Source organism: Rathayibacter sp. AC182 (assembly GCF_979253875.1).
This window is the reverse complement of the sequence record NZ_CEEDEK010000004.1, coordinates 210,282-230,540: the sequence shown is the minus strand read 5'-3', so window position 1 is coordinate 230,540 and position 20,259 is coordinate 210,282. Positions and strand designations below refer to the sequence as shown.

The following is a 20,259-nucleotide window of genomic DNA, read 5'->3' as shown; positions in this document are numbered from 1 at the left end:
TCCCTCCGGGGCTCACGCGCGCATCCGGAGACCGCGCGGGTTGGCGACGAAGCCCGCCGCGACGAGCGCGTCGCCCAGCGGCGTGCCGAGCGAGAAGTCGCCGTCGATCTTCTCGACGGTCAGCTTCTCGACGCCGCGGGAGCGGACCAGCTGCGCGAACGCCCCGGCCGCGTCCGCGAGAGCGGTCTCGTCCGACGTGAAGGTGAGCGCGGTCTTGCCGCCGCGCTCGAGGTAGACGGCCAGCTCGCCGTCGACGATCGCCACGAGCGCGCCCGCCTTGCGACCCGGCCGGTGGCCCTCGCCCTGCGGCCACGGCAGGGCCGCTCCGAACGGGTTGGCGGGGTCGGTGGCGGCCAGGGCGAGCACGGGGCGCGGACGATCCAGAGCGTCGTCCTGCGGCGCGAAGGTCCGCAGACGGTCGACGCTGCCGGCGGTGCCGAACTGCGCGGCTCCGAGCTTCTCGATGAAGTAGCCGCGGCGGGCGCGGCCCTGCTGCTCGAAGCCGCTGAGGACCTTGTAGGCCAGCGCGAAGCCGCCGAGCACCCCCTCGGCCTGCACGGAGCCGCGGGTGACGATGCCGTAGCGCTCGAGGAGCACCTCGCCGAGGGCGTGCCCGCGGATCGTCGGGTCGGACTCGGCGAGCGGCACGATCGACCAGCGGCCGCCGGCCGTGGGCGGACCGACGCGGGTCTGCATCGTCGGGCGCGTCATCATGCGGCCGCGGGGTGCGCGGGCGCGGGCGGGTGCGCGCGGCTGCCGGTGGGCGCCTCCGCTCGTGCCGACGAGGGTGCGCAGCGGCGCGAGGGTGTCGTTGGTGAGCAGCCCCGCCCACACGAGCTCCCAGAGGGCGTCGACGAGGGCGGAGTCGTCGGTGGAGCCGACGGCGTCGGAGAGCTGGCGGAAGAAGTAGCCGCCCCCCGAGCCGAGCACGCCCACGATCTCCTGCTGCAGCTCGCCCAGCGGCAGCGTCTCGCCGGGCACGGGCAGGGTGAGACCGGCCGTCTCGGCCAGGTGCAGGCTCACCCAGCCGTCGTTGCCGGGCAGCGTCCCCGCTCCGGCCCAGAGCACCTCACCGGTGGCCGTGAGCTCGTCGAGCATCGCGGGGGAGTAGTCGCGGACCCGGGACGGGAGGATCAGCGTCTCCCACGCGGAGGCCGGGATGGGCGCTCCGGCGAGCTGGTCGATGACGGAGGCGACCCCGTCGATGCCGCGCAGCGAGCCGCCGACGTGCTGCCAGGTGGGCAGGAAGCGCCCGTAGGCGGCCCCGTCGACCGGCTCGACCTCCTTGCGGAGGGCGGCGAGGGAGCGGCTGCGGAGCCGGCGCAGGACCTCGGCGTCGCACCACTCGCTGCCCGTGCCGTTCGGGCGGAACTCGCCCTCGGTGACCCGCCGCTCGCCGGAGAGGCGGCGGAGGGTGTCGGTGACGACCGCGACGCCGAGCCCCAGCCGCGTGGCCACCGCTGCCGCCGTGAACGGACCGTGGGTGCGGGCGTAGCGGGCGACGAGGTCGCCGAGGGGGTCGCGCACCGGGTCGATGAACGCCACGGGCACGCCGATGGGGAGGGGTGTGCCGAGGGCGTCGCGCAGCCGCGCCGCGTCCTCCATCGCCGCGTAGCGCTGCTCGCCCCCGAGCCCGACGGGCAGGACGCGCTTCGCCTTCACGAGCTGGGCGACGACCGCCTCGAGCGTCTCGCGCGCGATCGGGGGAGCGGCCGCGACGTCGGCCGACGCGACCGACTCCTCGACGAGGCGCTCGCCCAGCTCGTCCATGGTCAGCGGGCCGAGCAGGCGCAGGAGGTCGGCGGCCCCCTCGAGCCCGCGCAGGCGGCGCTCGGGCTCGACGCGCTGCAGTTCGCGCTCGATCTGCGCGAGCACGACGGGGTCGAGCAGCTCGCGCAGCTCGGCGCGGCCGAGCAGCTCGCCGAGCAGCGCCGCGTCGACCGAGAGCGCCGCGGCCCGCCGCTCGGCGAGCGGGCTGTCGCCCTCGTACATGAACGCGGCGACGTAGCCGAACAGCATCGACCGCGCGAAGGGGCTCGCGGTCGGCGTCTCGACCTCGAGGATCCGCAGCTCGCGGCCGTCGAGCCGTGCCGCGAGCCGCAGCAGAGCGGGCAGGTCGTAGACGTCCTGCAGGCACTCGCGGACGGTCTCGAGGATGATCGGGAAGGTCGGGTACGTCCGCGCGACGTCGAGCAGCTGCGCCGCGCGCTGGCGCTGCTGCCAGAGCGGCGAGCGCTTGCCGGGGTTGTAGCGGGGCAGGAGCAGCGCCCGGGCCGCGCACTCGCGGAACCGGGCCGCGAACAGCGCGGAGCCGCCCACCTCGCTGGTCACGAGCGATTCGAGCTCCTCGCGCTCGAAGAGGAAGAGCTCGGCGCCCGGGGGCTCGGACTCGGTGTCGGGGATGCGGACCACGATGCCGTCGTCGCCCGCCATCGCCGCGCCGTCGACGCCGTGCCGCTCGCGCACCCGGGCCCCGACGGCCAGTGCCCACGGCGAGTGCACCTGCATGCCGTACGGCGAGTGCAGGACGAGCCGCCAGTCGCCCAGCTCGTCGCGGAAGCGCTCGAGCACGAGGGTGCGGTCGTCGGGGATCTGACCGGTGGCGATGCGCTGCTCGTCGAGGAACGAGAGCAGGTTGTTCGTCGCGTACTCGTCGAGACCGGCCTCGGCGCAGCGCGCCCGGGCCGGATCGACGGCCGCTCCGCCGAGTTCGCGGGTGAATGCTCCGATCGCCTCGCCGAGCTCGGCGGGCCTGCCCTGGGAGTCGCCCTTCCAGAAGGGCAGGCGCCCCGGCTCGCCGAAGGCGGGCGTGACGATCACGCGGTCGTAGGTGATCTCCTGGATCCGCCAGCTCGTCGCACCCAGCGCGAAGACGTCGCCGACCCGCGACTCGTAGACCATCTCCTCGTCGAGCTCGCCGACGCGGTTGCCGGTGGAGCCGGGCTCCCCGACCATGAAGACGCCGAAGAGTCCGCGGTCGGGGATCGTGCCGCCGCTCGTGACGGCGAGGCGCTGCGCCCCGGGGCGGCCGGTGAGGGTGTTGGCGTCGCGGTCCCAGACGAGGCGGGGGCGCAGCTCCGCGAACTGATCGGAGGGGTAGCGCCCCGACAGCAGATCGAGGGTCGCCTCGTAGGCCGAGCGCGGGAGCGAGACGAACGGGGCGCTGCGCCGGACGATGTCGAACCAGTCGTCGACGTCGAGGGACTCGAGCGCCGTGGCGGCGACGGTCTGCTGTGCGAGGATGTCGAGCGGATTCGCCGGGACCTGGATCGCCTCGATCAGTCCGGAGCGCATCCGCTCGGTCGTGACGGCCGAGTGAAGCAGATCGGCCCGGTGCTTGAGGGTAGAACGCGCCGCGCGAGACCTCGCCGACCTGGTGGCCCGCGCGGCCGACCCGCTGCAGGGCGCTGGCGACCGACGGCGGGGTCTCGACCTGCACGACGAGGTCGACGGCGCCCATGTCGATGCCGAGCTCGGGCTCGAAGGTGGCGACCACGCAGCGCAGCCGGCCGGACTTGAGGTCGTCCTCGATGATCGCGCGCTGCTCCTTGCTGACGGAGCCGTGGTGGGCCCGGGCGAGCAGGGGCTCGTCGTCGGGCGCCGACTGCCCGGTGCCGCTCGTGCCGCCGGCGCCGCCCATCAGCTCGGCCGGAGCGCGCCGGGAGGCGCCCGTGGCCATCGATCCGATCGCGTCGTCGACGAGCGCGCCGACCGCGACCGGCTCGGCGGCCGACCGGGCGCGCTCGAGGTCGGCCTCGCGGCGCTCCGAGTAGATCTCGTTGAGCCGCGCTGTCAGCCGCTCGGCGAGCCGACGCGAATTGGCGAAGACGATGGAGGAGGTGTGCGCGAGCACGCGGTCGACGATCGACTCCTCGACGTGGGGCCAGATCGATCCGCTCTGCGGACCGGTCGCGCCCATCGTCGAGCCCTCCTGGGGTGCGGCGGCGCCGAGCTCGGACATGTCCTCGACCGGGACGACGACGGTGAGGTCCCACTGCTTCTCGGAGACGGGAGCGACGATCGAGACGGGCGAGCGGCCGGCCAGGAACCGGGCCACCTCCTCGCGGGGCCGCACCGTCGCCGACAGGCCGATGCGCTGCACCGGCTTCGTCAGCAGGGCGTCGAGGCGCTCGAGCGAGACGGCGAGGTGCGCACCGCGCTTGGTCGATGCGACCGCGTGGACCTCGTCGACGATGACGGTCTCGACGCCCCGCAGCGACTCCCGCGCGGCCGAGGTGAGCATCAGATAGAGCGACTCGGGCGTCGTGATGAGGATGTCGGGCGGGGTCTTCTGCAGCACGCGGCGCTCGGCCGCGGGGGTGTCCCCGGAGCGGACGCCGACCGTGACGGTCGACGGAGCGCCTCCGACGCCCTCCGCGCTCAGGCGGAGCGCCGTCTGTGTCACGCCGACCAGCGGCGAGCGGAGGTTCCGCTCGACGTCGACGCCCAGCGCCTTCAGCGGCGAGACGTAGAGCACGCGGGTGCGGTGCTGCGGATCCTCCGGCGGCGGACCCTGCACGAGGCGGTCGATGGCCCAGAGGAAGGCCGACAGCGTCTTGCCCGAGCCGGTGGGGGCCACCACGAGCGCGTGGGATCCGGAGGAGATCGCCGACCACGCGCCCTCCTCGCGCCGCCGTGGGCGCCGGGGAAGGCACCCTGGAACCAGGCGCGGGTGGCGGGGGAGAAGCGCTCGAGAGCACTGCCGCCGGGTTCGGTGGGCATGGTTCCATCCTCCCTGCCACCACCGACACTGACGGGCGCGTCCGCCGCGGGCAAACCCTTGACGCGGCGCCGGTGGTCGGCGCCCTCAGCCGAAGGCGCGGCGGATGAAGGAGCTGACGTCCGCGATCTCGGTCTGGCTCACCCCGTGCGCCACCCCCTCGTAGACGCGGGAGTCCAGGTCGGTGTGCGCCGGGAACCAGGCGTCGCCCTCGGCCACGGCGCTCGGCGGGATGACCGAGTCGAGTGTCCCTCGCCCGCGGAAGACGAGCGGACGCTCCCGCGCGAGGCGCTCGTCGGCCTCGTCGCCCTCGGCCAGCGGCACGACGAAGCCCGACAGGGCGACGGCGAACGCGAAGCGGGCGGGAGCGCGCCGCAGCAGCTGCACCGCCAGGGCCGCTCCCTGCGAGAACCCGAGCAGCCCGACGGGACCGTGGTGCTGCAGGGCATCGAGCCAGTCGAGCACGTCCTGCACGGCGCGCTCGACGGCGTCCGGGTCGGTCGTCAGGCGCTCCGGATCCAGCGGCACGCGCAACGGCCACCACGCGTTCGCCCGCCCGTCCAGGGCGATCGGGGCCCGGAGGGAGGCGAGCACCGGCTCCAGCGGCAGGTACGCGCCGAGCGAGAACAGGTCGCCCTCGTGCGAGCCGTAGCCGTGCAGGAGCACCAGCAGCGGCCGGTCCGCCCGGTCCTTCTCGGAGGAGGACCACAGCACCGCGTTCGCGTCGATTCCCATGGCTCCATCATCGCCGCTGCCGCCGCCGCACCCCGGACGGAACCGGACGGACAGCAACGAGGGGTAAGAATGGCTCCATGAGCGTGCGTACCCCTGACCCCAGCTCCGGGTGGCTGTCCGACGACGAACTCGCCGAGATCCGCCGTCGGCTCCCGCTGCTGTACGTCGAGGCGGTGCCGGTGCGCGTCGACGGGCTCGGCCAGGTGACGGAGGTGGGCGTGCTGCTGCGCGCGACGGCATCGGGCCAGATCACCCGCACGATCGTCTCAGGCCGCGTGATGTACGGCGAGACCTCCGGGACGCGCTCTTCCGCCACCTCGAGAAGGACCTCGGGCCGATGGCGTTCCCGCTGCTGCCCGCGAGCCCGCTGCCCTTCCACGTCGCCGAGTACTTCCCGATGCCGGGCATGGGCCCCTTCACCGACGAGCGCCAGCACGCGGTGTCCCTCGCGTACGTGGTCCCCGTGACGGGCACGTGCGAGCCCCGCCAGGACGCTCTCCGAGCTCACCTGGATGACCCCCGACGAGGCCTGCTCCGAGGCCGTCTCGGCCGAGATGGAGGGCGGCCGCGGCAGCACTCGTCCGCGCCGCGCTGGCCTCTGTCGGTCGGCTGCGCTGATCTGTGCGCCGCGGGGCGGCGCACCGCGGTCGGCGGTGCTGATCGGTGCGCCGCGGGGCGGCGCACCGCGGTCGGCTCTTCGAGGTGGCCGGGTTCCCGAGAGCGTGGTGCGTTCCGCCTGGCGAGATCCGCTGGCACGCGGATCGCGCGTTCGACGGTGTCGTTCTGTGCGCCGCGGGGCGGCGCACCGCGGTCGGCTTTCGTGGGTGGTCGCGTTCTGCAGAGCGGGTCGCGTTCCGCCTAGCGCGATCCGCTGGCACGCGGATCACGCGTTCGGCTCCGCCGTGCGCTTCGGCGCTCCTCTCCGGTGCAAGGTGAGGCCGCGCCCCGCGGTCGGCTCTTCGAGGTGGCCGGGTTCCCGAGAGCGTGGTGCGTTCCGCCTAGCGCGGTCCGCTCGCATGCGGATCGCGCGTTCGGCTATGCCGTGGGCTTCGGTGCTCCGCTCGGGAGACGGGCGTTGCGTCCTCCGCGGGAAGCGGAACCTCGGCTGAGAGCGCCCGTCAGCCGCGACGGTGGCTGAGCCGTGGTCCTGGCCGACGTTCTGCTCGTCGTGCCACATGCGGCACGGCCGTCTGCGTCGGAGCCGCAGGTGACGGACCGGGCACGTGAGTCGGGCCCGTCTGCTGCGACCGGCTCTGCTCCCGCGGCCCGGGTCCGTTCGGAATCGAGGCCGAGGGCGTCATCGCGCACCGTCCGAGGCTCGAATCACGCTCCCCACCTCGGTTGCGAACACGGAGCGATTCGGCACTGATTCCCCTCGGTCCACGCAGACGGCGCCCGCGCATCCCGATCGGTCCGATTTCGACCCACCGCAGGAACGACAGAGGCCGGGACCTCCTCCGCGGATGACTCCGCAGAAGGGGTTCCCGGCCTTCTCGACGTTCAGCGTGTCGCCCTCACCCGCACGTGCGGCCGAAGCGGCACCTGCGAGGCGGACGGTCGATCCGCGTGTCAGCGGATCGGCGTAGCCGGTCGCGACCCGCTCTGCGAGCCGCACCCGCCTACGAGAGCCGACCGCGGTGCGCCGCCTTGCGGCGCACAAGACGGCACCTGAGGCGCGCTGCGCGCGCCTCAGCCCTGGGCGCGACGACCGCCGCGGCGCTCGCCGCCGGCCGGGGCGGCCGAGGAGGCCCCACCGGTCGCGGTGCTGTAGAACGAGCGCGAGCCGCCACCGGTCGAGGCGGCGCCGGCGGTGCGGCCGCGGCCGCCGCGGGCTCCGCCGCGAGCGGCGCCCTCGGAGGAGGCGGCGCGGTCGCGACGGGGACGGTCCGAGCCGCCGGCGGGAGCCGCCGAGCGCTCGCCGCGTCCGCCGCGGGGAGCGGAGCCGGTGCCGTCGGTGCGCGCGGCGCGCTTGCGCTGCGCGTTGGCGCCCTGCGAGCGTCCGCCCTGCGACTGTCCGCGGGCGGGCTCGACGACGGCCGACGGGGTCACGTACGCGGCGACGTTCCCGACGAGCTTCGCGACGGCGGCCGAGTCGGCCGTGACCTGCTGGGGCTGGACCTGGATGGCGGCCTTGCGCAGGAGGGTCTTCACGTCGCCGCGCTGCGTGGGCAGCACGACGGTGACGACGTCGCCCTCCGAGCCGGCGCGGGCGGTGCGGCCCGAGCGGTGCAGGTACGCCTTGTGCTCCATGGGCGGGTCGACGTGGATGACGAGCTCGACGTCGTCGACGTGGACGCCGCGGGCGGCGACGTCTGTCGCGACGAGCACCTTCACGTCGCCGGCGCCGAACGCGGCGAGGTTGCGGTCGCGGGCGACCTGCGAGAGGTTGCCGTGGAGGTCGACGGCGGGGATGCCCTGGCCGGTGAGCTGCTTGGCGAGCTTCTTCGCGTGGTGCTTGGTGCGCATGAAGAGGATGCGGCGGCCGGTGCCGGACGCGAGGGTCTTCACGAGCGCGTTCTTCGCGTCGAGGCCGTCGACCTCGAACACGTGGTGCGTCATCAGCGCGACGGGGGAGTTGGCCTCGTCGACCGAGTGGAGCACCTCGTTCTGCAGGTACTTCTTGACGAGCTTGTCCACGCCGTTGTCGAGCGTCGCCGAGAACAGCAGGCGCTGGCCTCCGCGGGGGGTCTTGTCGAGGATGCGCGTGACGACGGGCAGGAAGCCCAGGTCGGCCATGTGGTCGGCCTCGTCCAGCACGGTGATCTCGACGGCGTCGAGGTTGACGAAGCCCTGCTTCATCAGGTCCTCGAGGCGGCCGGGGCAGGCCACGACGATGTCGACGCCCTGCTTGAGGGCCGCGACCTGGCGCTGCTGCGAGACGCCGCCGAAGATCGTCGTGGTGACGATGCCGTAGGCGTCGGCGAGGGGCTGCATCGCAGCGGTGATCTGGGTGGCGAGCTCGCGGGTCGGCGCGAGGACCAGTCCGAGCGGGCGGCCCGGACGGCGGCGGCCGCCGGCGAGCGATCCGCCGAGGCGGGCGATCATCGGGATCGAGAAGGCGAGGGTCTTGCCCGAGCCGGTCTTGCCGCGTCCGAGGACGTCGCGGCCGTTCAGGGTGTCGGGGAGCGTGTCGACCTGGATCGGGAACGGCTCGGTGATGCCGTTCGCGGTCAGGGCCGAGACGAGGGGAGCGGGGACGCCGAGAGCGGCGAAGGTGGGGATGGACGACATGGATGGTGCCTTTCGGGGCATCATGCCGATCCGACAGCGCAGGCGGGTGGCCGGGCGCGGGTGATCGGCTTTCGGGCGAAGGTGACGGTGGTCACATCCGTTCGCCGTACGAAGCTGTGCGCGCGGCCGGAGGCCTCATGCACGGTGCGCCAGATGGTCGGGACGGGGTCCTCGACGTTCAGAGTCCTCAGGGGACAAGGGGCGTTCTACGACGCGGGGAGCGCAGACTTCGCGCTCGCACCCTCCCACCCTAGCGGACGACCGGGCTCCGGCGCAGAACAGGGCCCGCGTCAGCCCTTGTAGCGCTCGCCCACCGGCACCTCGACCCCGAGCGTGTTCCCCGCCTGCGCGAGCGGGCACGCCCACGCCGGGTCGTAGGCGCAGGACGGGTTGTAGGCGAAGTTGAAGTCGAGGACGAGGGTCGACGGAGTGGACCCCGGGCCCAGGTCCGCGCCCTTGACGGTGTCCAGGAGGTAGCGGCCGCCGCCGTAGGTCCCGCCGGGCCGGCCGGCCAGCGCGTCCTTCACCGGCACGAACAGCCCGCCCCCGTAGGAGGCGAGGCGCCAGACGTCGAGCGTCCCGGCCTGCGGCACCGCGACCGCGCCGACCAGCTCGAACGGAACGGTGCCGTCCGTCCCGGTCTCCACGTCCATCCGCCGGGGCTCCTCGGCGGGCAGCACCTCGAGCTCGAAGCGCCAGGACGCGTCGTAGGGCGCGATCGGGAGCGAGCGGAAGTGCGCGCGGTCGACCGGCAGCAGCGGAGTGGACGGGTGGTGCGCAAGAGGGCGTTGCGTCCCCGGATCCACGAGGCGTGCGCAGCGAGCAGGTCGACGTTCGAGAGCCGGCGGACCTCGGCGTAGAGCGCCTGCACGTGGCGGCGCCAGTCGGCCACCTCGATCGACGAGGCGAGTCGGCGGCGGGGCGAGACCTCGTCGGTCTCCTCGGCCTCCTCGCTCGCGGGCCACTGGAAGCGCAGGAGCTCGGCGCGCGAGAGCTCGACCTGCTCCTCGGCGGTGCCGTCGGGGCTCACTCCGCCGCCTCCCCGCGGGGGCGCGCATCGGCGCCCACGTCGTGTCGCCAGGTCGGGGCGAGCGAGCGGATGCGGATGCCGCGCCACTGCCAGAACGCCCACATCGACGGCCACAGCGCGGGCGAGGCGAGCCCGGCGCTGAACTCGAGCCTGTCGCGGAAGAGCGTCCGCCCGTCGGGGAGCGGAGCGACCGCCATGCGGTGGTCCCACGCGGTGATCAGCCGGAGCGCACCCGTCAGCGGAGCACCGCTGTCGCGGAGGATCCGGACGTCCGGCATCGACGGCACGCGGCGGTAGGAGAGGTCGATCTCCTGCGCCCCCATCGGCACGATCCCGAGGGCGTCCATCGCCACGTCGTGCGGGCCCAGCCCCCACGTCGGCCGGAAGCCGCCCTCGTCGAGCGAGGCGGCGGTCAGGAGGGGGGACATCACCTCGCGGAACACGGCCGGGCTCTGCAGAGCGCGCCAGGCGGAGTCCACGTCGGTGTCGAGCACGTGCTTCAGCATCACCTTCACGTCGTCCATCCTCCTCCGCCCGGCCCGTCGGCGTCACCGGGTGCGCGGGAGCGCTCGGCCGTGTATGCGCCCGGTACCGTGTCAGGGTGAACGCCGCGTCCTCCGCCCACGACCAGTCGACCTACCAGATCCGCTTCGACTGGGGCCCGCGGGCCCTGCGGGTGCTCGCTCCGGCGCACATCACCGTCGTCGTCGACGCGCTGCCGGGCGGGCCGGGCCTCGACACCGGGTCGGTCGACGGCCACGTCGTGCGGGCGGGCCTGGCCGACCGCACCGCCGTCGCGCGCTGGATCCTCGAGCGCCAGCACGAGAACGGCGGCCGCACCAGCGTCAACGTCGTCGCTGCGGGCGACACCGACGAGAGCGGGGCGACGCGCTTCGCCCTCGAGGACCAGCTCGCGGCCGGCGCGCTGATCGACGCCCTGATCTCCCTCGGGATCGACCACACCTCGCCCGACGCCGCGGTCGCGTCGGCCTCCTTCGACGGACTGCGACGGGCCTGCTCCCACCTGCTCTCCGCCTCCCCGTCGGGCCGCGCTCTGAAGGAGGCGGGGCGTTCCGCCGAGGTCGCCGCCGCCGCCCGCGTCGACACCGTCGACGCCGTGACGGTGCTGAGCACCCCGCGCCCGGCGGCCCACTCGACCACCGGGCCCCCAGCGGCGTAGCGTTCCCAAGGAGCGCCTCCGCTCCCACCGCGCACGCGACCCTCCCGAAAGCTGGCCCGCATGAAAGCCGTCCTCAACGACGTCGTCCTCGCCGACGCCCCCGACTCCGACCTCATCTCGATCGAGGGCAACTGGTACTTCCCGCCCTCGAGCGTCGCCACCGAGCTGCTCGAGCCGAGCGACACGCCCTACACCTGCCCGTGGAAGGGCGAGTGCCAGTACTTCTCGGTGAAGTCCGACGACGGGCTCCTGAAGGACCGCGCCTGGTCGTACCCGACGCCGTACCCGACTGCGTTCGACCGCGTGGGGAAGGACTTCTCCGGCTACGTGGCGTTCTGGAAAGAGGTCCGCGTCATCGACTAGAGGTCCTAGCGGCCGTCCGCGCGCGCCGCGCTGCGGCTGCGGTGCGCGCGGACCTTCGCCCGGTTGCCGCAGCGCTGCATCGAGCACCAGCGGCGGGACCCCGCCCGCGAGGTGTCGAGGTAGAGCATCCCGCAGTCCTCGGCGGCGCAGCGCCGCAACCGCCCCGCCCCTGATCCGCCGAGCAGCTCCACGCCCTCGCGCGCGATCGTCGAGAGCGCCTGTCGTGCCGCGGCGTTCGTCCGCCCCGCCTGCCGCGTCCCTCCGGAGAGCGCAGGGGGGATGTCCGGCATCGCCGCGAAGAGGTTGACGACGTCGACGTCGCCCGCGTCGCCCGCGCCGGAGCCGCCCCGCTCGGCCGCCCGGGCGAGGCGCGCGATCGCGTCCCTCAGCACGAGCGCGTCGGCCAGTCGCGCGTCGCGCGCCTCCTCGCCGACGGCGTCGAAGCGAGCGGCGAGCCAGGACGCCAGGGCGCCGTCGGAGTCGAGGCGCTCGCCGGGAGCGCCGTGCATCGGACCCGTGTACGCGAAGTCGAGCGCCGTGCTGCCGGAGTCGAACCACCAGCGGCGCCCGTCGGCCTCCTCGAGCCACTGCCCCGTGCTCGGAGCGCGGCCCCGGATCGCGCGAGGACCGCCGGTCGTGCTCACGCCGACGGGACCGAGCGGCGGCGCCACTCGATGGCGTTCGCCGGCTCGAAGCGCCGAGCGCAGCGGCCGCAGGCGAGAGGCCTGCCGGGTCGGCGGTGGCGGTAGAAGACGTGGCCGCTCGGGCACGCGCCGACCCAGGGCGCGAGCTCGTCGGCGGTCGGGTTGCTGTGCGTGCGCGCCCCCGTGTACCCGAGGTCCGCGGCGATCCTCCGCCACCCGGCGCCGTGACCGGCACGGGGTCCGGCGAGCGCGTGCGCGATCTCGTGCAGCAGCGTCTGCCGCACCTCCTCGTCGCTCCACCGGGGCGCGAGATGACGCGAGAGCGTGATCCGCTTGTCGCTCCAGTGGCAGGCGCCCCCGCGGGTGCGCGCGTGGTCGAAGCCGAAGCTCCACGAGTCGTCGAGGTGCTCGGCGAAGAGCTCCTCGGCCCATCGAGAGACCTGCTCGAGCTCAGCCACGCGTCCGTGCTCCCGTTCGAGGGGCCGTCAGGACCGGTCGGCGCCGTCGGTCGTGCCGGCGTCGTCGGTCGTCGCCGCGTCGTCGGTGGTCGCCGCGTCGTGCGCGCCGTCGGCCCTGCGACGTCCGCGGACGGAGCCGTCGGCGCGGTCGCGCGCCGCGCCACCCTGGAACTCGGTCGCGGCCGAGACGCCCAGCCGGGCGATCTCGAGCTCCTCCTCCGGCACGCCGACGCGCTCGCCGAGGGCGGTGGCGGCGTCGAAGTCGCGGGCCGCCCGGCCGTACTCGCCGAGCTCGAAGAAGGTCAGGCCGCGGTGCTTGAGGGCGAACGAGTGCTCGAGGTGCCACTCGTGGGTCTTCGCCTCCTCGACGCAGAGCGCGAGCTCCGACAGCGCCTCGTCGGTGCGCCCGCGCAGCTGCATGAGCCGGGCGCGGCGCACGCGCGCGGTGAGGAGCTCGGCGCGGTCGCCCGAGAAGCGGGTGCGGCGGACGGCCTCGTTGGCCACGTCCCAGGCCTCGTCGATCCGACCGAGCAGGCGCAGCAGCTCGGTCTTCTCGGTGAGGGCGGCGAGAGAGCGCAGCGCGCCGATCTCCTCGAGGCGCTCCTGGGCGGCGTCGACGTCGATCTCCTCGCGGAGCGTCGCGGGGTCATGGCGGATGATGATGCTCAGAGCAGTGCTTCCTCGTGGGTTGCGGATCCGGTGCGTCGCAGGTCGTGCGCGACGGGCGGGAGGCCGCTGCGGCCGGTCCAGTTTACGGGCACGCGCGCCGGCTCCCCGGGTGACGCGCGCAGGCCGCCGGGCCGTCGGGGCGGATCAGCCGCGGCGCACCTGGAAGATGCTCCGCGCGGGCAGCGGAGACGGGGTTGCCGTGTCGTCGGTGACCACCGAGGCGCCCGCCACGAAGTTCTCGAGCTCCCGCCCCTGCACGAGCTTCGAGGGCGCGGGGTCGGAGGCGAGGCGCCGGGGCAGCCCGTCCAGATGGAGGGGCGAGGCGGAGGCGAGCATCACCACGTTGCCGAAGCGCTTCGCCTTGAGCATCTGCGTGTCCGTCACGATCGCGGTGTGCGTGAAGACGGAGGCGAGGGTCGCGGCCTGCGCGCGGGCGAACGCGAGCGCCCCTCCGTCGGCCACGTTCACCGCGACGACTCCCCGCGGCGCGAGCAGCGGAGCGATCGACGCGTAGAACTCGGCGCTCGTCACGTGGGCGGGAGTGCGCGCGCCCGAGAAGATGTCGACCACGACGACGTCGATGCTGCCCAGCAGTCCGGGCGGCAGCTTGCCGAGCACCTCGCGGGCGTCGCCCTGCCGGATGCGGATCTGCGCGCCCCGGGGGAGCGGGAGCGCCTCCCGCACCAGCTCGACCAGCGCGCCCTCGATCTCGACGACCTGCTGCCGGGAGCCGGGCCGGGTCGCGGCGACGTAGCGGGGGAGCGTCAGAGCGCCCGCGCCCAGGTGCAGAGCCGTGACGGCCTCGCCCTCCGGCGCGAGGAGGTCGATCGCATGCCCGATGCGGCGCACGTACTCGAACGAGAGGTGGGTCGGGTCAGCGAGGTCGACGTGCGACTGCGGGGTGCCGTCGACGACGAGGGTGGCGGCGTCCGACGCGTGGCGGTCGGCCTCGATCGTCGCGAGGAAGCCGCTGGCCAGGACGGCTCGGGGGTGCTCGGCGTCGTCGCCGCGTCGGCGGCCGGTTCTCTCCTGCATCCCCTCAGTCTGAGGGACGGCGCCGGAGGAGGGGCGCGGCGTCCGCTCGGCGGCGGACGTATACCGGACCCCGGGACACGGCGCAAGGATCAGCACTTGCGCGGCGTGGCGCGATGCATCTATATTTGTACTTTGCGCTCCCGAGTACCCACGCCCTCATATTGCGGTAGGCAGGTCACCGGAACCCGGCATCAGATGGTGGATGCCGATGCCACACTCTAGCCCCCACCCCGAAGACCGCGTCGAACCGGTCCCTGCGGCGTGCGGACAGGGGAGTGTCGGCCCGCCCGGCGGGAGCCCACTCCACACATCCCACAGATTGAGACCCGCGAGGGTCTACGGAGGTTCCTTCCTTGGCTGCTGCGCCCAACGCAACCACCACCTCACCCAAGAACGGACGCGGCGCATCGCGTCTCTCGTTCGCCAAGATCAGCGACACCCTGACGGTTCCGGATCTGCTCGCACTGCAGACCGAGAGCTTCGACTGGCTCGTCGGCTCGGAGGCGTGGAAGACCCGCGTCGCCGAGGCGAAGGCCGCCGGCCGGGAGGACCTCCCCGCCAACTCCGGTCTGGACGAGATCTTCGAGGAGATCTCCCCGATCGAGGACCTCAGCGAGACGATGCAGCTGAGCTTCACGAACCCGTACCTCGAGCCCGAGAAGTACACGATCGAGGAGTGCAAGGAGCGCGGCAAGACCTACGCCGCCCCGCTGTACGTCGAGGCCGAGTTCATGAACCACCTCACGGGTGAGATCAAGACCCAGACGGTCTTCATGGGCGACTTCCCGCTCATGACCGAGAAGGGCACGTTCATCATCAACGGCACCGAGCGTGTCGTGGTGTCCCAGCTCGTCCGCTCGCCCGGCGTGTACTTCGAGCGCCAGCAGGAGAAGACGTCCGACAAGGACATCTACTCCGCTCGCGTGATCCCGAGCCGCGGTGCGTGGCTCGAGTTCGAGATCGACAAGCGCGACCAGGTCGGCGTCCGCATCGACCGCAAGCGCAAGCAGTCGGTCACCGTCTTCCTGAAGGCCCTCGGCCTCACCAGCGAGGAGATCCTCGAGCAGTTCGCCGGCTACGAGTCGATCGAGCTGACGCTCGAGAAGGACAACATCCTCACCAAGGAGGACGCTCTCCGCGACATCTACCGCAAGCTCCGTCCGGGCGAGCAGGTCGCCGCCGAGGCCGCGCGCGCGCTGCTGGACAACTTCTACTTCAACTCCAAGCGCTACGACCTCGCGAAGGTCGGCCGCTACAAGATCAACCGCAAGCTCGGCATCGACAAGGCGCTGTCCGACTCGGTCCTGACGGTCGAGGACATCATCGCGACCATCAAGTACCTGGTCGCGCTGCACGACGGACGCACCACCCTGCCGGGCGTGCGCGAGGGCGCCCCGGTCGACCTGCGCCTGGACGTCGACGACATCGACCACTTCGGCAACCGCCGCATCCGCGCGGTCGGCGAGCTGATCCAGAACCAGGTCCGCACCGGACTGTCCCGCATGGAGCGCGTCGTCCGCGAGCGCATGACCACGCAGGACATCGAGGCGATCACGCCGCAGACCCTGATCAACGTCCGCCCCGTGGTGGCCGCGATCAAGGAGTTCTTCCGGAACGTCGCAGCTGTCGCAGTTCATGGACCAGAACAACCCGCTCGCGGGCCCTGACCCACAAGCGCCGCCTGTCGGCGCTGGGCCCCGGCGGTCTCTCCCGTGAGCGCGCCGGCGTCGAGGTCCGCGACGTCCACCCGTCGCACTACGGCCGCATGTGCCCGATCGAGACCCCGGAAGGCCCGAACATCGGCCTGATCGGCTCGCTCGCGTCCTTCGCGCGCATCAACTCGTTCGGCTTCATCGAGACCCCGTACCGCAAGGTCGTCGCGGGTCGCGTCACCGAGCAGATCGACTACCTCACCGCGTCCGAGGAGGACGAGTACCTGGTCGCCCAGGCGAACGCCCCCCTCACTAAGGACTTCCACTTCGCCGAGGGCAAGGTCCTCGTCCGCCCCAAGGGCGGAGAGGTCGAGCTCGTCGACGCCGACCGCGTCGACTACATGGACGTCTCCCCGCGCCAGATGGTGTCGGTCGCGACCTCCCTCATCCCGTTCCTCGAGCACGACGATGCGAACCGCGCGCTCATGGGCGCCAACATGCAGCGTCAGGCCGTCCCGCTGCTGCGCAGCGAGTCGCCCGTGGTCGGCACCGGCATGGAGGGCTTCGCGGCCATCGACGCCGGCGACGTGATCACCGCCGACAAGGCGGGCGTGGTCCAGGAGGTCTCCGCCGACTCCGTCACCGTCCAGCTGGACGAGGGCGGCACTGCAGACCTACTTCCTGCGCAAGTTCGACCGCTCCAACCAGGGCACGTCGTACAACAACCGCGTGGTCGTCTCGGCCGGCGAGCGCATCGAGGTCGGCGAGGTCGTCGCCGACGGTCCCGCCACCGAGAACGGCGAGCTCGCGCTGGGCAAGAACCTGCTCGTCGCGTTCATGCCGTGGGAGGGACACAACTTCGAGGACGCGATCATCCTCAGCCAGAACCTGGTGAAGGACGACGTCCTCTCCTCGATCCACATCGAGGAGTACGAGGTCGACGCCCGCGACACCAAGCTCGGCAAGGAGGAGATCACCCGCGACCTCCCCAACGTCAGCCCGGAGCTCCTGGCCGACCTGGACGAGCGCGGCATCATCCGCATCGGCGCCGAGGTCCGCCCCGGCGACATCCTCGTGGGCAAGGTCACGCCCAAGGGCGAGACCGAGCTCTCGGCCGAGGAGCGCCTGCTCCGCGCGATCTTCAACGAGAAGAGCCGCGAGGTCCGCGACACGTCGCTGAAGGTGCCCCACGGCGAGCAGGGCACGATCATCGGCGTCAAGGTGTTCGACGCGCAGGACGGCGACGACGAGCTCGGCTCGGGCGTCAACCAGCGCGTGGTCGTCTACATCGCCCAGAAGCGCAAGATCACCGAGGGCGACAAGCTCGCCGGCCGCCACGGCAACAAGGGCGTCATCTCGAAGATCCTGCCGGTCGAGGACATGCCGTTCCTCGCCGACGGCACCCCGGTCGACATCGTCCTCAACCCGCTCGGCGTCCCCGGCCGCATGAACTTCGGCCAGGTCCTCGAGATCCACCTCGGGTGGATCGCGAAGCAGGGCTGGAAGGTCGACGGCGAGCCGGAGTGGGCCGCGCGCCTGCCCGAGCACGCCCGCGAGGCGGCGCCCGGCACCAAGGTCGCGACCCCCGTGTTCGACGGCGCGGCGGAGGAGGAGCTCGCAGGGCTCCTCGACTCCACCACCCCGACGCGCGACGGTGAGCGCCTGATCGGCTCGTCCGGCAAGACGCAGCTGTTCGACGGCCGCTCCGGGGAGCCCTTCCCGGACCCGGTCTCGGTCGGCTACATGTACATCCTGAAGCTGCACCACCTCGTCGACGACAAGATCCACGCGCGCTCGACGGGCCCGTACTCGATGATCACCCAGCAGCCGCTCGGTGGTAAGGCGCAGTTCGGTGGACAGCGCTTCGGCGAGATGGAGGTGTGGGCCCTCGAGGCCTACGGCGCCGCCTACGCGCTCCAGGAGCTCCTCACCATCAAGTCGGACGACATCCTCGGCCGCGTGAAGGTGTACGAGGCGATCGTCAAGGGCGAGAACATCCAGGAGCCGGGCATCCCCGAGTCCTTCAAGGTCCTCATCAAGGAGATGCAGTCCCTGTGCCTGAACGTCGAGGTCCTCTCGGCCGACGGCACCGCGGTCAGCCTGCGCGACACCGATGACGAGGTCTACCGCGCTGCGGAAGAGCTCGGCATCAACATCTCCTCCCGGTTCGAGTCGTCCTCCGTCGACGACATCTGATCCGGCGACCCGCTCCGACCTCCCGTCTCTGACGAGACACCCTGTTTTCCGACAAGGAGAAAACATTGCTCGACGTAACAACTTTTGACGAGCTGCGCATCGGCCTCGCGACGGCCGATGACATCCGTCGCTGGTCGCACGGTGAAGTGAAGAAGCCCGAGACCATCAACTACCGCACCCTCAAGCCCGAGAAGGACGGCCTGTTCGGAGAGCAGATCTTCGGACCGTCCCGCGACTGGGAGTGCTCCTGCGGCAAGTACAAGCGGGTCCGCTTCAAGGGCATCGTCTGCGAGCGCTGCGGCGTCGAGGTCACCGAGTCCTCGGTCCGCCGCGAGCGGATGGGCCACATCGAGCTCGCCGCCCCCGTCACCCACATCTGGTACTTCAAGGGCGTCCCCTCGCGCCTCGGATACCTGCTGGACATGGCGCCGAAGGACCTCGAGAAGGTCATCTACTTCGCGGCGTACATGATCATCGACGTGGACGACGACGGCCGTCACGCCGACATGCCCGGCCTCGAGAACGAGCTCCGGCTCGAGATCAAGACCCTCTCCGACCAGCGCGACTCCCGCATCGCGGACCGCTCTGGCCCGTCTCGAGACCGACCTCGCCGCCCTCGGGCCGGAAGGCGCGAAGAGCGACCAGAAGCGCCGCACCAAGGACGGCGCCGAGAAGGAGATGTCGCAGATCCGCAAGTCCTTCGACGAGGACATCGCGCGGCTCGAGAGCGTGTGGGAGCAGTTCCGCACCCTCAAGGTCGGCGACCTCAAGCCCGAGGACGCGGTCTTCAACGAGCTCGTCGACCGCTACGGCGTCTACTTCGAGGCCTACATGGGCGCCGAGGCGATCAGAAGCGCCTCGAGCAGTTCGACCTCCAGGCCGAGGCCGAGACGCTGCACCTGCAGATCGCCGAGGGCAAGGGTCAGAAGAAGATCCGCGCCATCAAGCGCCTGCGCGTCGTCAACTCGTTCCTCGCCACCGGCAACTCGCCGGCCGCGATGGTGCTCGACGTCGTCCCGGTGATCCCGCCGGAGCTGCGCCCGATGGTGCAGCTCGACGGAGGCCGGTTCGCGACGAGCGACCTGAACGACCTCTACCGCCGCGTGATCAACCGCAACAACCGTCTCCGCCGCCTGCTCGACCTCGGTGCCCCCGAGATCATCGTGAACAACGAGAAGCGCATGCTGCAGGAGGCCGTCGACGCCCTGTTCGACAACGGCCGCCGCGGTCGCCCCGTCACCGGTACCGGCAACCGCGCCCTGAAGTCCCTGAGCGACATGCTCAAGGGAAAGCAGGGTCGCTTCCGCCAGAACCTGCTCGGCAAGCGCGTCGACTACTCGGGCCGCTCGGTGATCATCGTCGGACCGCAGCTCAAGCTGCACCAGTGCGGCCTGCCCAAGCAGATGGCGCTGGAGCTGTTCAAGCCGTTCGTCATCAAGCGCCTGATCGACCTGTCGCACGCGCAGAACATCAAGGCCGCCAAGCGCATGGTGGAGCGCTCGCGCCCCCAGGTGTGGGACGTGCTCGAGGAGATCATCCGCGAGCGCCCCGTCCTGCTCAACCGCGCGCCCACGCTGCACCGACTCGGCATCCAGGCCTTCGAGCCCCAGCTGGTCGAGGGCAAGGCGATCCAGCTGCACCCGCTCGTCTGCGCCGCGTTCAACGCGGACTTCGACGGCGACCAGATGGCCGTCCACCTGCCGCTGTCCGTCGAGGCCCAGGCCGAGGCGCGCATCCTGATGCTCGCGTCGAACAACATCCTCAAGCCCTCGGACGGCCGTCCGGTCACCCTGCCCACGCAGGACATGATCATCGGCCTCCACCACCTGACGACCATCCGCGAGGGTGCCGCCGGTGAGGGACGTGCGTTCTCCTCGGTCTCCGAGGCGATCCTCGCCAAGGACCAGGGCTCGCTGCACCTGAACTCGAAGGTCCGCATCCGCATGTCGGAGGTCTACTTCGCGCAGGGCACCGCACCCGAGGGCGTCGAGCTCGACGAGACCGGCAAGGTCACCGCGCCGGTCCTGCTCGACACGACGCTCGGCCGCGCGCTCTTCAACGAGGCGCTGCCGGTCGACTACCCCTACTTCGAGCAGGTCGCCGACAAGACGACCATCTCCGGGATCGTCAACGACCTCGCGGAGCGCTACCCGAAGGTGGAGGTCGCCGCCTCGCTCGACCGCATCAAGGACGCCGGCTTCTACTGGGCCACCCGGTCCGGTGTCACCGTCGCCCTGTCGGACATCCTCACGCCCCCTCCAAGCCCGAGATCATCGCGGGCTACGAGAAGAAGGCCGCGAAGGTCGAGACCGAGTACGACAAGGGTCTGACGACCCAGGCGGAGCG

The 20,259-nt window shown here is 72.2% G+C and carries 10 protein-coding genes and 4 pseudogenes; 5 read left to right on the top strand and 9 right to left on the bottom strand.

Translation table 11 applies throughout. The features are described 5' to 3' along the window. Positions 1-12 precede the first annotated feature (12 nt). Together AC0CII_RS09395 and AC0CII_RS09390 are read right to left on the bottom strand one after the other, a co-directional pair. Positions 13-4,722: pseudogene (locus tag AC0CII_RS09395) on the bottom strand (ATP-dependent helicase). An 85-nt stretch (positions 4,723-4,807) separates the two neighbouring features. Continuing rightward, positions 4,808-5,455: an alpha/beta hydrolase gene (locus tag AC0CII_RS09390; protein WP_465227888.1), complete on the bottom strand. Its 648-nt coding sequence runs from the start codon at positions 5,453-5,455 to the stop codon at positions 4,808-4,810. 77 nt (positions 5,456-5,532) lie between these two features. Between AC0CII_RS09390 and AC0CII_RS09385 the strand changes: the two are divergent. Further along, positions 5,533-6,073: pseudogene (locus tag AC0CII_RS09385) on the top strand (NUDIX hydrolase family protein). Between the two features lie 1,071 nt (positions 6,074-7,144). Here AC0CII_RS09385 and AC0CII_RS09380 read toward each other — a convergent pair. The 3 genes and pseudogenes from AC0CII_RS09380 to AC0CII_RS09370 form a co-directional block, all read right to left on the bottom strand. Continuing rightward, positions 7,145-8,686: a DEAD/DEAH box helicase gene (locus tag AC0CII_RS09380; protein WP_465229224.1), complete on the bottom strand. Its 1,542-nt coding sequence runs from the start codon at positions 8,684-8,686 to the stop codon at positions 7,145-7,147. A gap of 290 nt (positions 8,687-8,976) precedes the next feature. Further along, a pseudogene (locus AC0CII_RS09375) lies at positions 8,977-9,584 on the bottom strand (DUF1684 domain-containing protein). A gap of 128 nt (positions 9,585-9,712) precedes the next feature. Beyond that, the gene (locus tag AC0CII_RS09370) at positions 9,713-10,222 is read right to left on the bottom strand and encodes a hypothetical protein (RefSeq protein WP_465229292.1); all 510 of its coding nucleotides are present in this window, start codon (positions 10,220-10,222) and stop codon (positions 9,713-9,715) included. Positions 10,223-10,317: 95 nt separating this feature from the next. Between AC0CII_RS09370 and AC0CII_RS09365 the strand changes: the two genes are divergently transcribed. Together AC0CII_RS09365 and AC0CII_RS09360 are read left to right on the top strand one after the other, a co-directional pair. Then, a complete protein-coding gene (locus AC0CII_RS09365; RefSeq protein WP_465227890.1) occupies positions 10,318-10,896 on the top strand; it encodes a 2-phosphosulfolactate phosphatase in 579 nt (192 codons plus the stop codon). Positions 10,897-10,956: 60 nt separating this feature from the next. Continuing rightward, the gene (locus AC0CII_RS09360) at positions 10,957-11,259 is read left to right on the top strand and encodes a DUF427 domain-containing protein (protein WP_207403199.1); all 303 of its coding nucleotides are present in this window, start codon (positions 10,957-10,959) and stop codon (positions 11,257-11,259) included. Positions 11,260-11,264: 5 nt separating this feature from the next. Here AC0CII_RS09360 and AC0CII_RS09355 read toward each other — a convergent pair whose 3' ends face one another. The 4 genes from AC0CII_RS09355 to AC0CII_RS09340 all read right to left on the bottom strand — a co-directional run bounded on the left by AC0CII_RS09355 (position 11,265) and on the right by AC0CII_RS09340 (position 14,065). Next, positions 11,265-11,903 (bottom strand): CGNR zinc finger domain-containing protein, encoded by a 639-nt coding sequence (locus AC0CII_RS09355; protein WP_465227891.1) that lies wholly within the window; start codon positions 11,901-11,903, stop codon positions 11,265-11,267. Next, a complete protein-coding gene (locus tag AC0CII_RS09350) occupies positions 11,900-12,361 on the bottom strand; it encodes a SprT-like domain-containing protein (protein ID WP_465227892.1) in 462 nt (153 codons plus the stop codon). Before AC0CII_RS09350 ends, AC0CII_RS09355 begins: the two co-directional genes overlap by 4 nt. Positions 12,362-12,388: 27 nt before the next feature. Then, positions 12,389-12,865, bottom strand: a complete 477-nt coding sequence (locus AC0CII_RS09345) for a hypothetical protein (protein ID WP_465227893.1) — start codon at positions 12,863-12,865, stop codon at positions 12,389-12,391. Positions 12,866-13,174: 309 nt separating this feature from the next. Further along, on the bottom strand, positions 13,175-14,065 hold the full coding sequence (locus AC0CII_RS09340) for a spermidine synthase (protein ID WP_465229223.1): 891 nt from the start codon (positions 14,063-14,065) through the stop codon (positions 13,175-13,177). A 353-nt stretch (positions 14,066-14,418) separates the two neighbouring features. Between AC0CII_RS09340 and rpoB the strand changes: the two are divergent. Continuing rightward, positions 14,419-17,913, top strand: a pseudogene (gene rpoB / locus AC0CII_RS09335) (DNA-directed RNA polymerase subunit beta). 65 nt (positions 17,914-17,978) lie between these two features. Then, positions 17,979-20,243, top strand: coding sequence for a DNA-directed RNA polymerase subunit beta' (gene rpoC / locus AC0CII_RS09330; protein ID WP_465229222.1), 2,265 nt, complete (start codon positions 17,979-17,981; stop codon positions 20,241-20,243). Positions 20,244-20,259: the final 16 nt, after the last annotated feature.

Excerpts from the sequence above, each read along its gene's own strand:
- AC0CII_RS09380 (WP_465229224.1), bottom strand. The coding sequence starts at position 8,686 with ATGTCGTCCATCCCCACCTTCGCCGCTCTCGGCGTCCCCGCTCCCCTC.
- AC0CII_RS09360 (WP_207403199.1), top strand. The coding sequence starts at position 10,957 with ATGAAAGCCGTCCTCAACGACGTCGTCCTCGCCGACGCCCCCGACTCC.
- AC0CII_RS09340 (WP_465229223.1), bottom strand. The coding sequence starts at position 14,065 with ATGCAGGAGAGAACCGGCCGCCGACGCGGCGACGACGCCGAGCACCCC.
- AC0CII_RS09370 (WP_465229292.1), bottom strand. The coding sequence starts at position 10,222 with ATGCTGAAGCACGTGCTCGACACCGACGTGGACTCCGCCTGGCGCGCT.
- AC0CII_RS09390 (WP_465227888.1), bottom strand. The coding sequence starts at position 5,455 with ATGGGAATCGACGCGAACGCGGTGCTGTGGTCCTCCTCCGAGAAGGAC.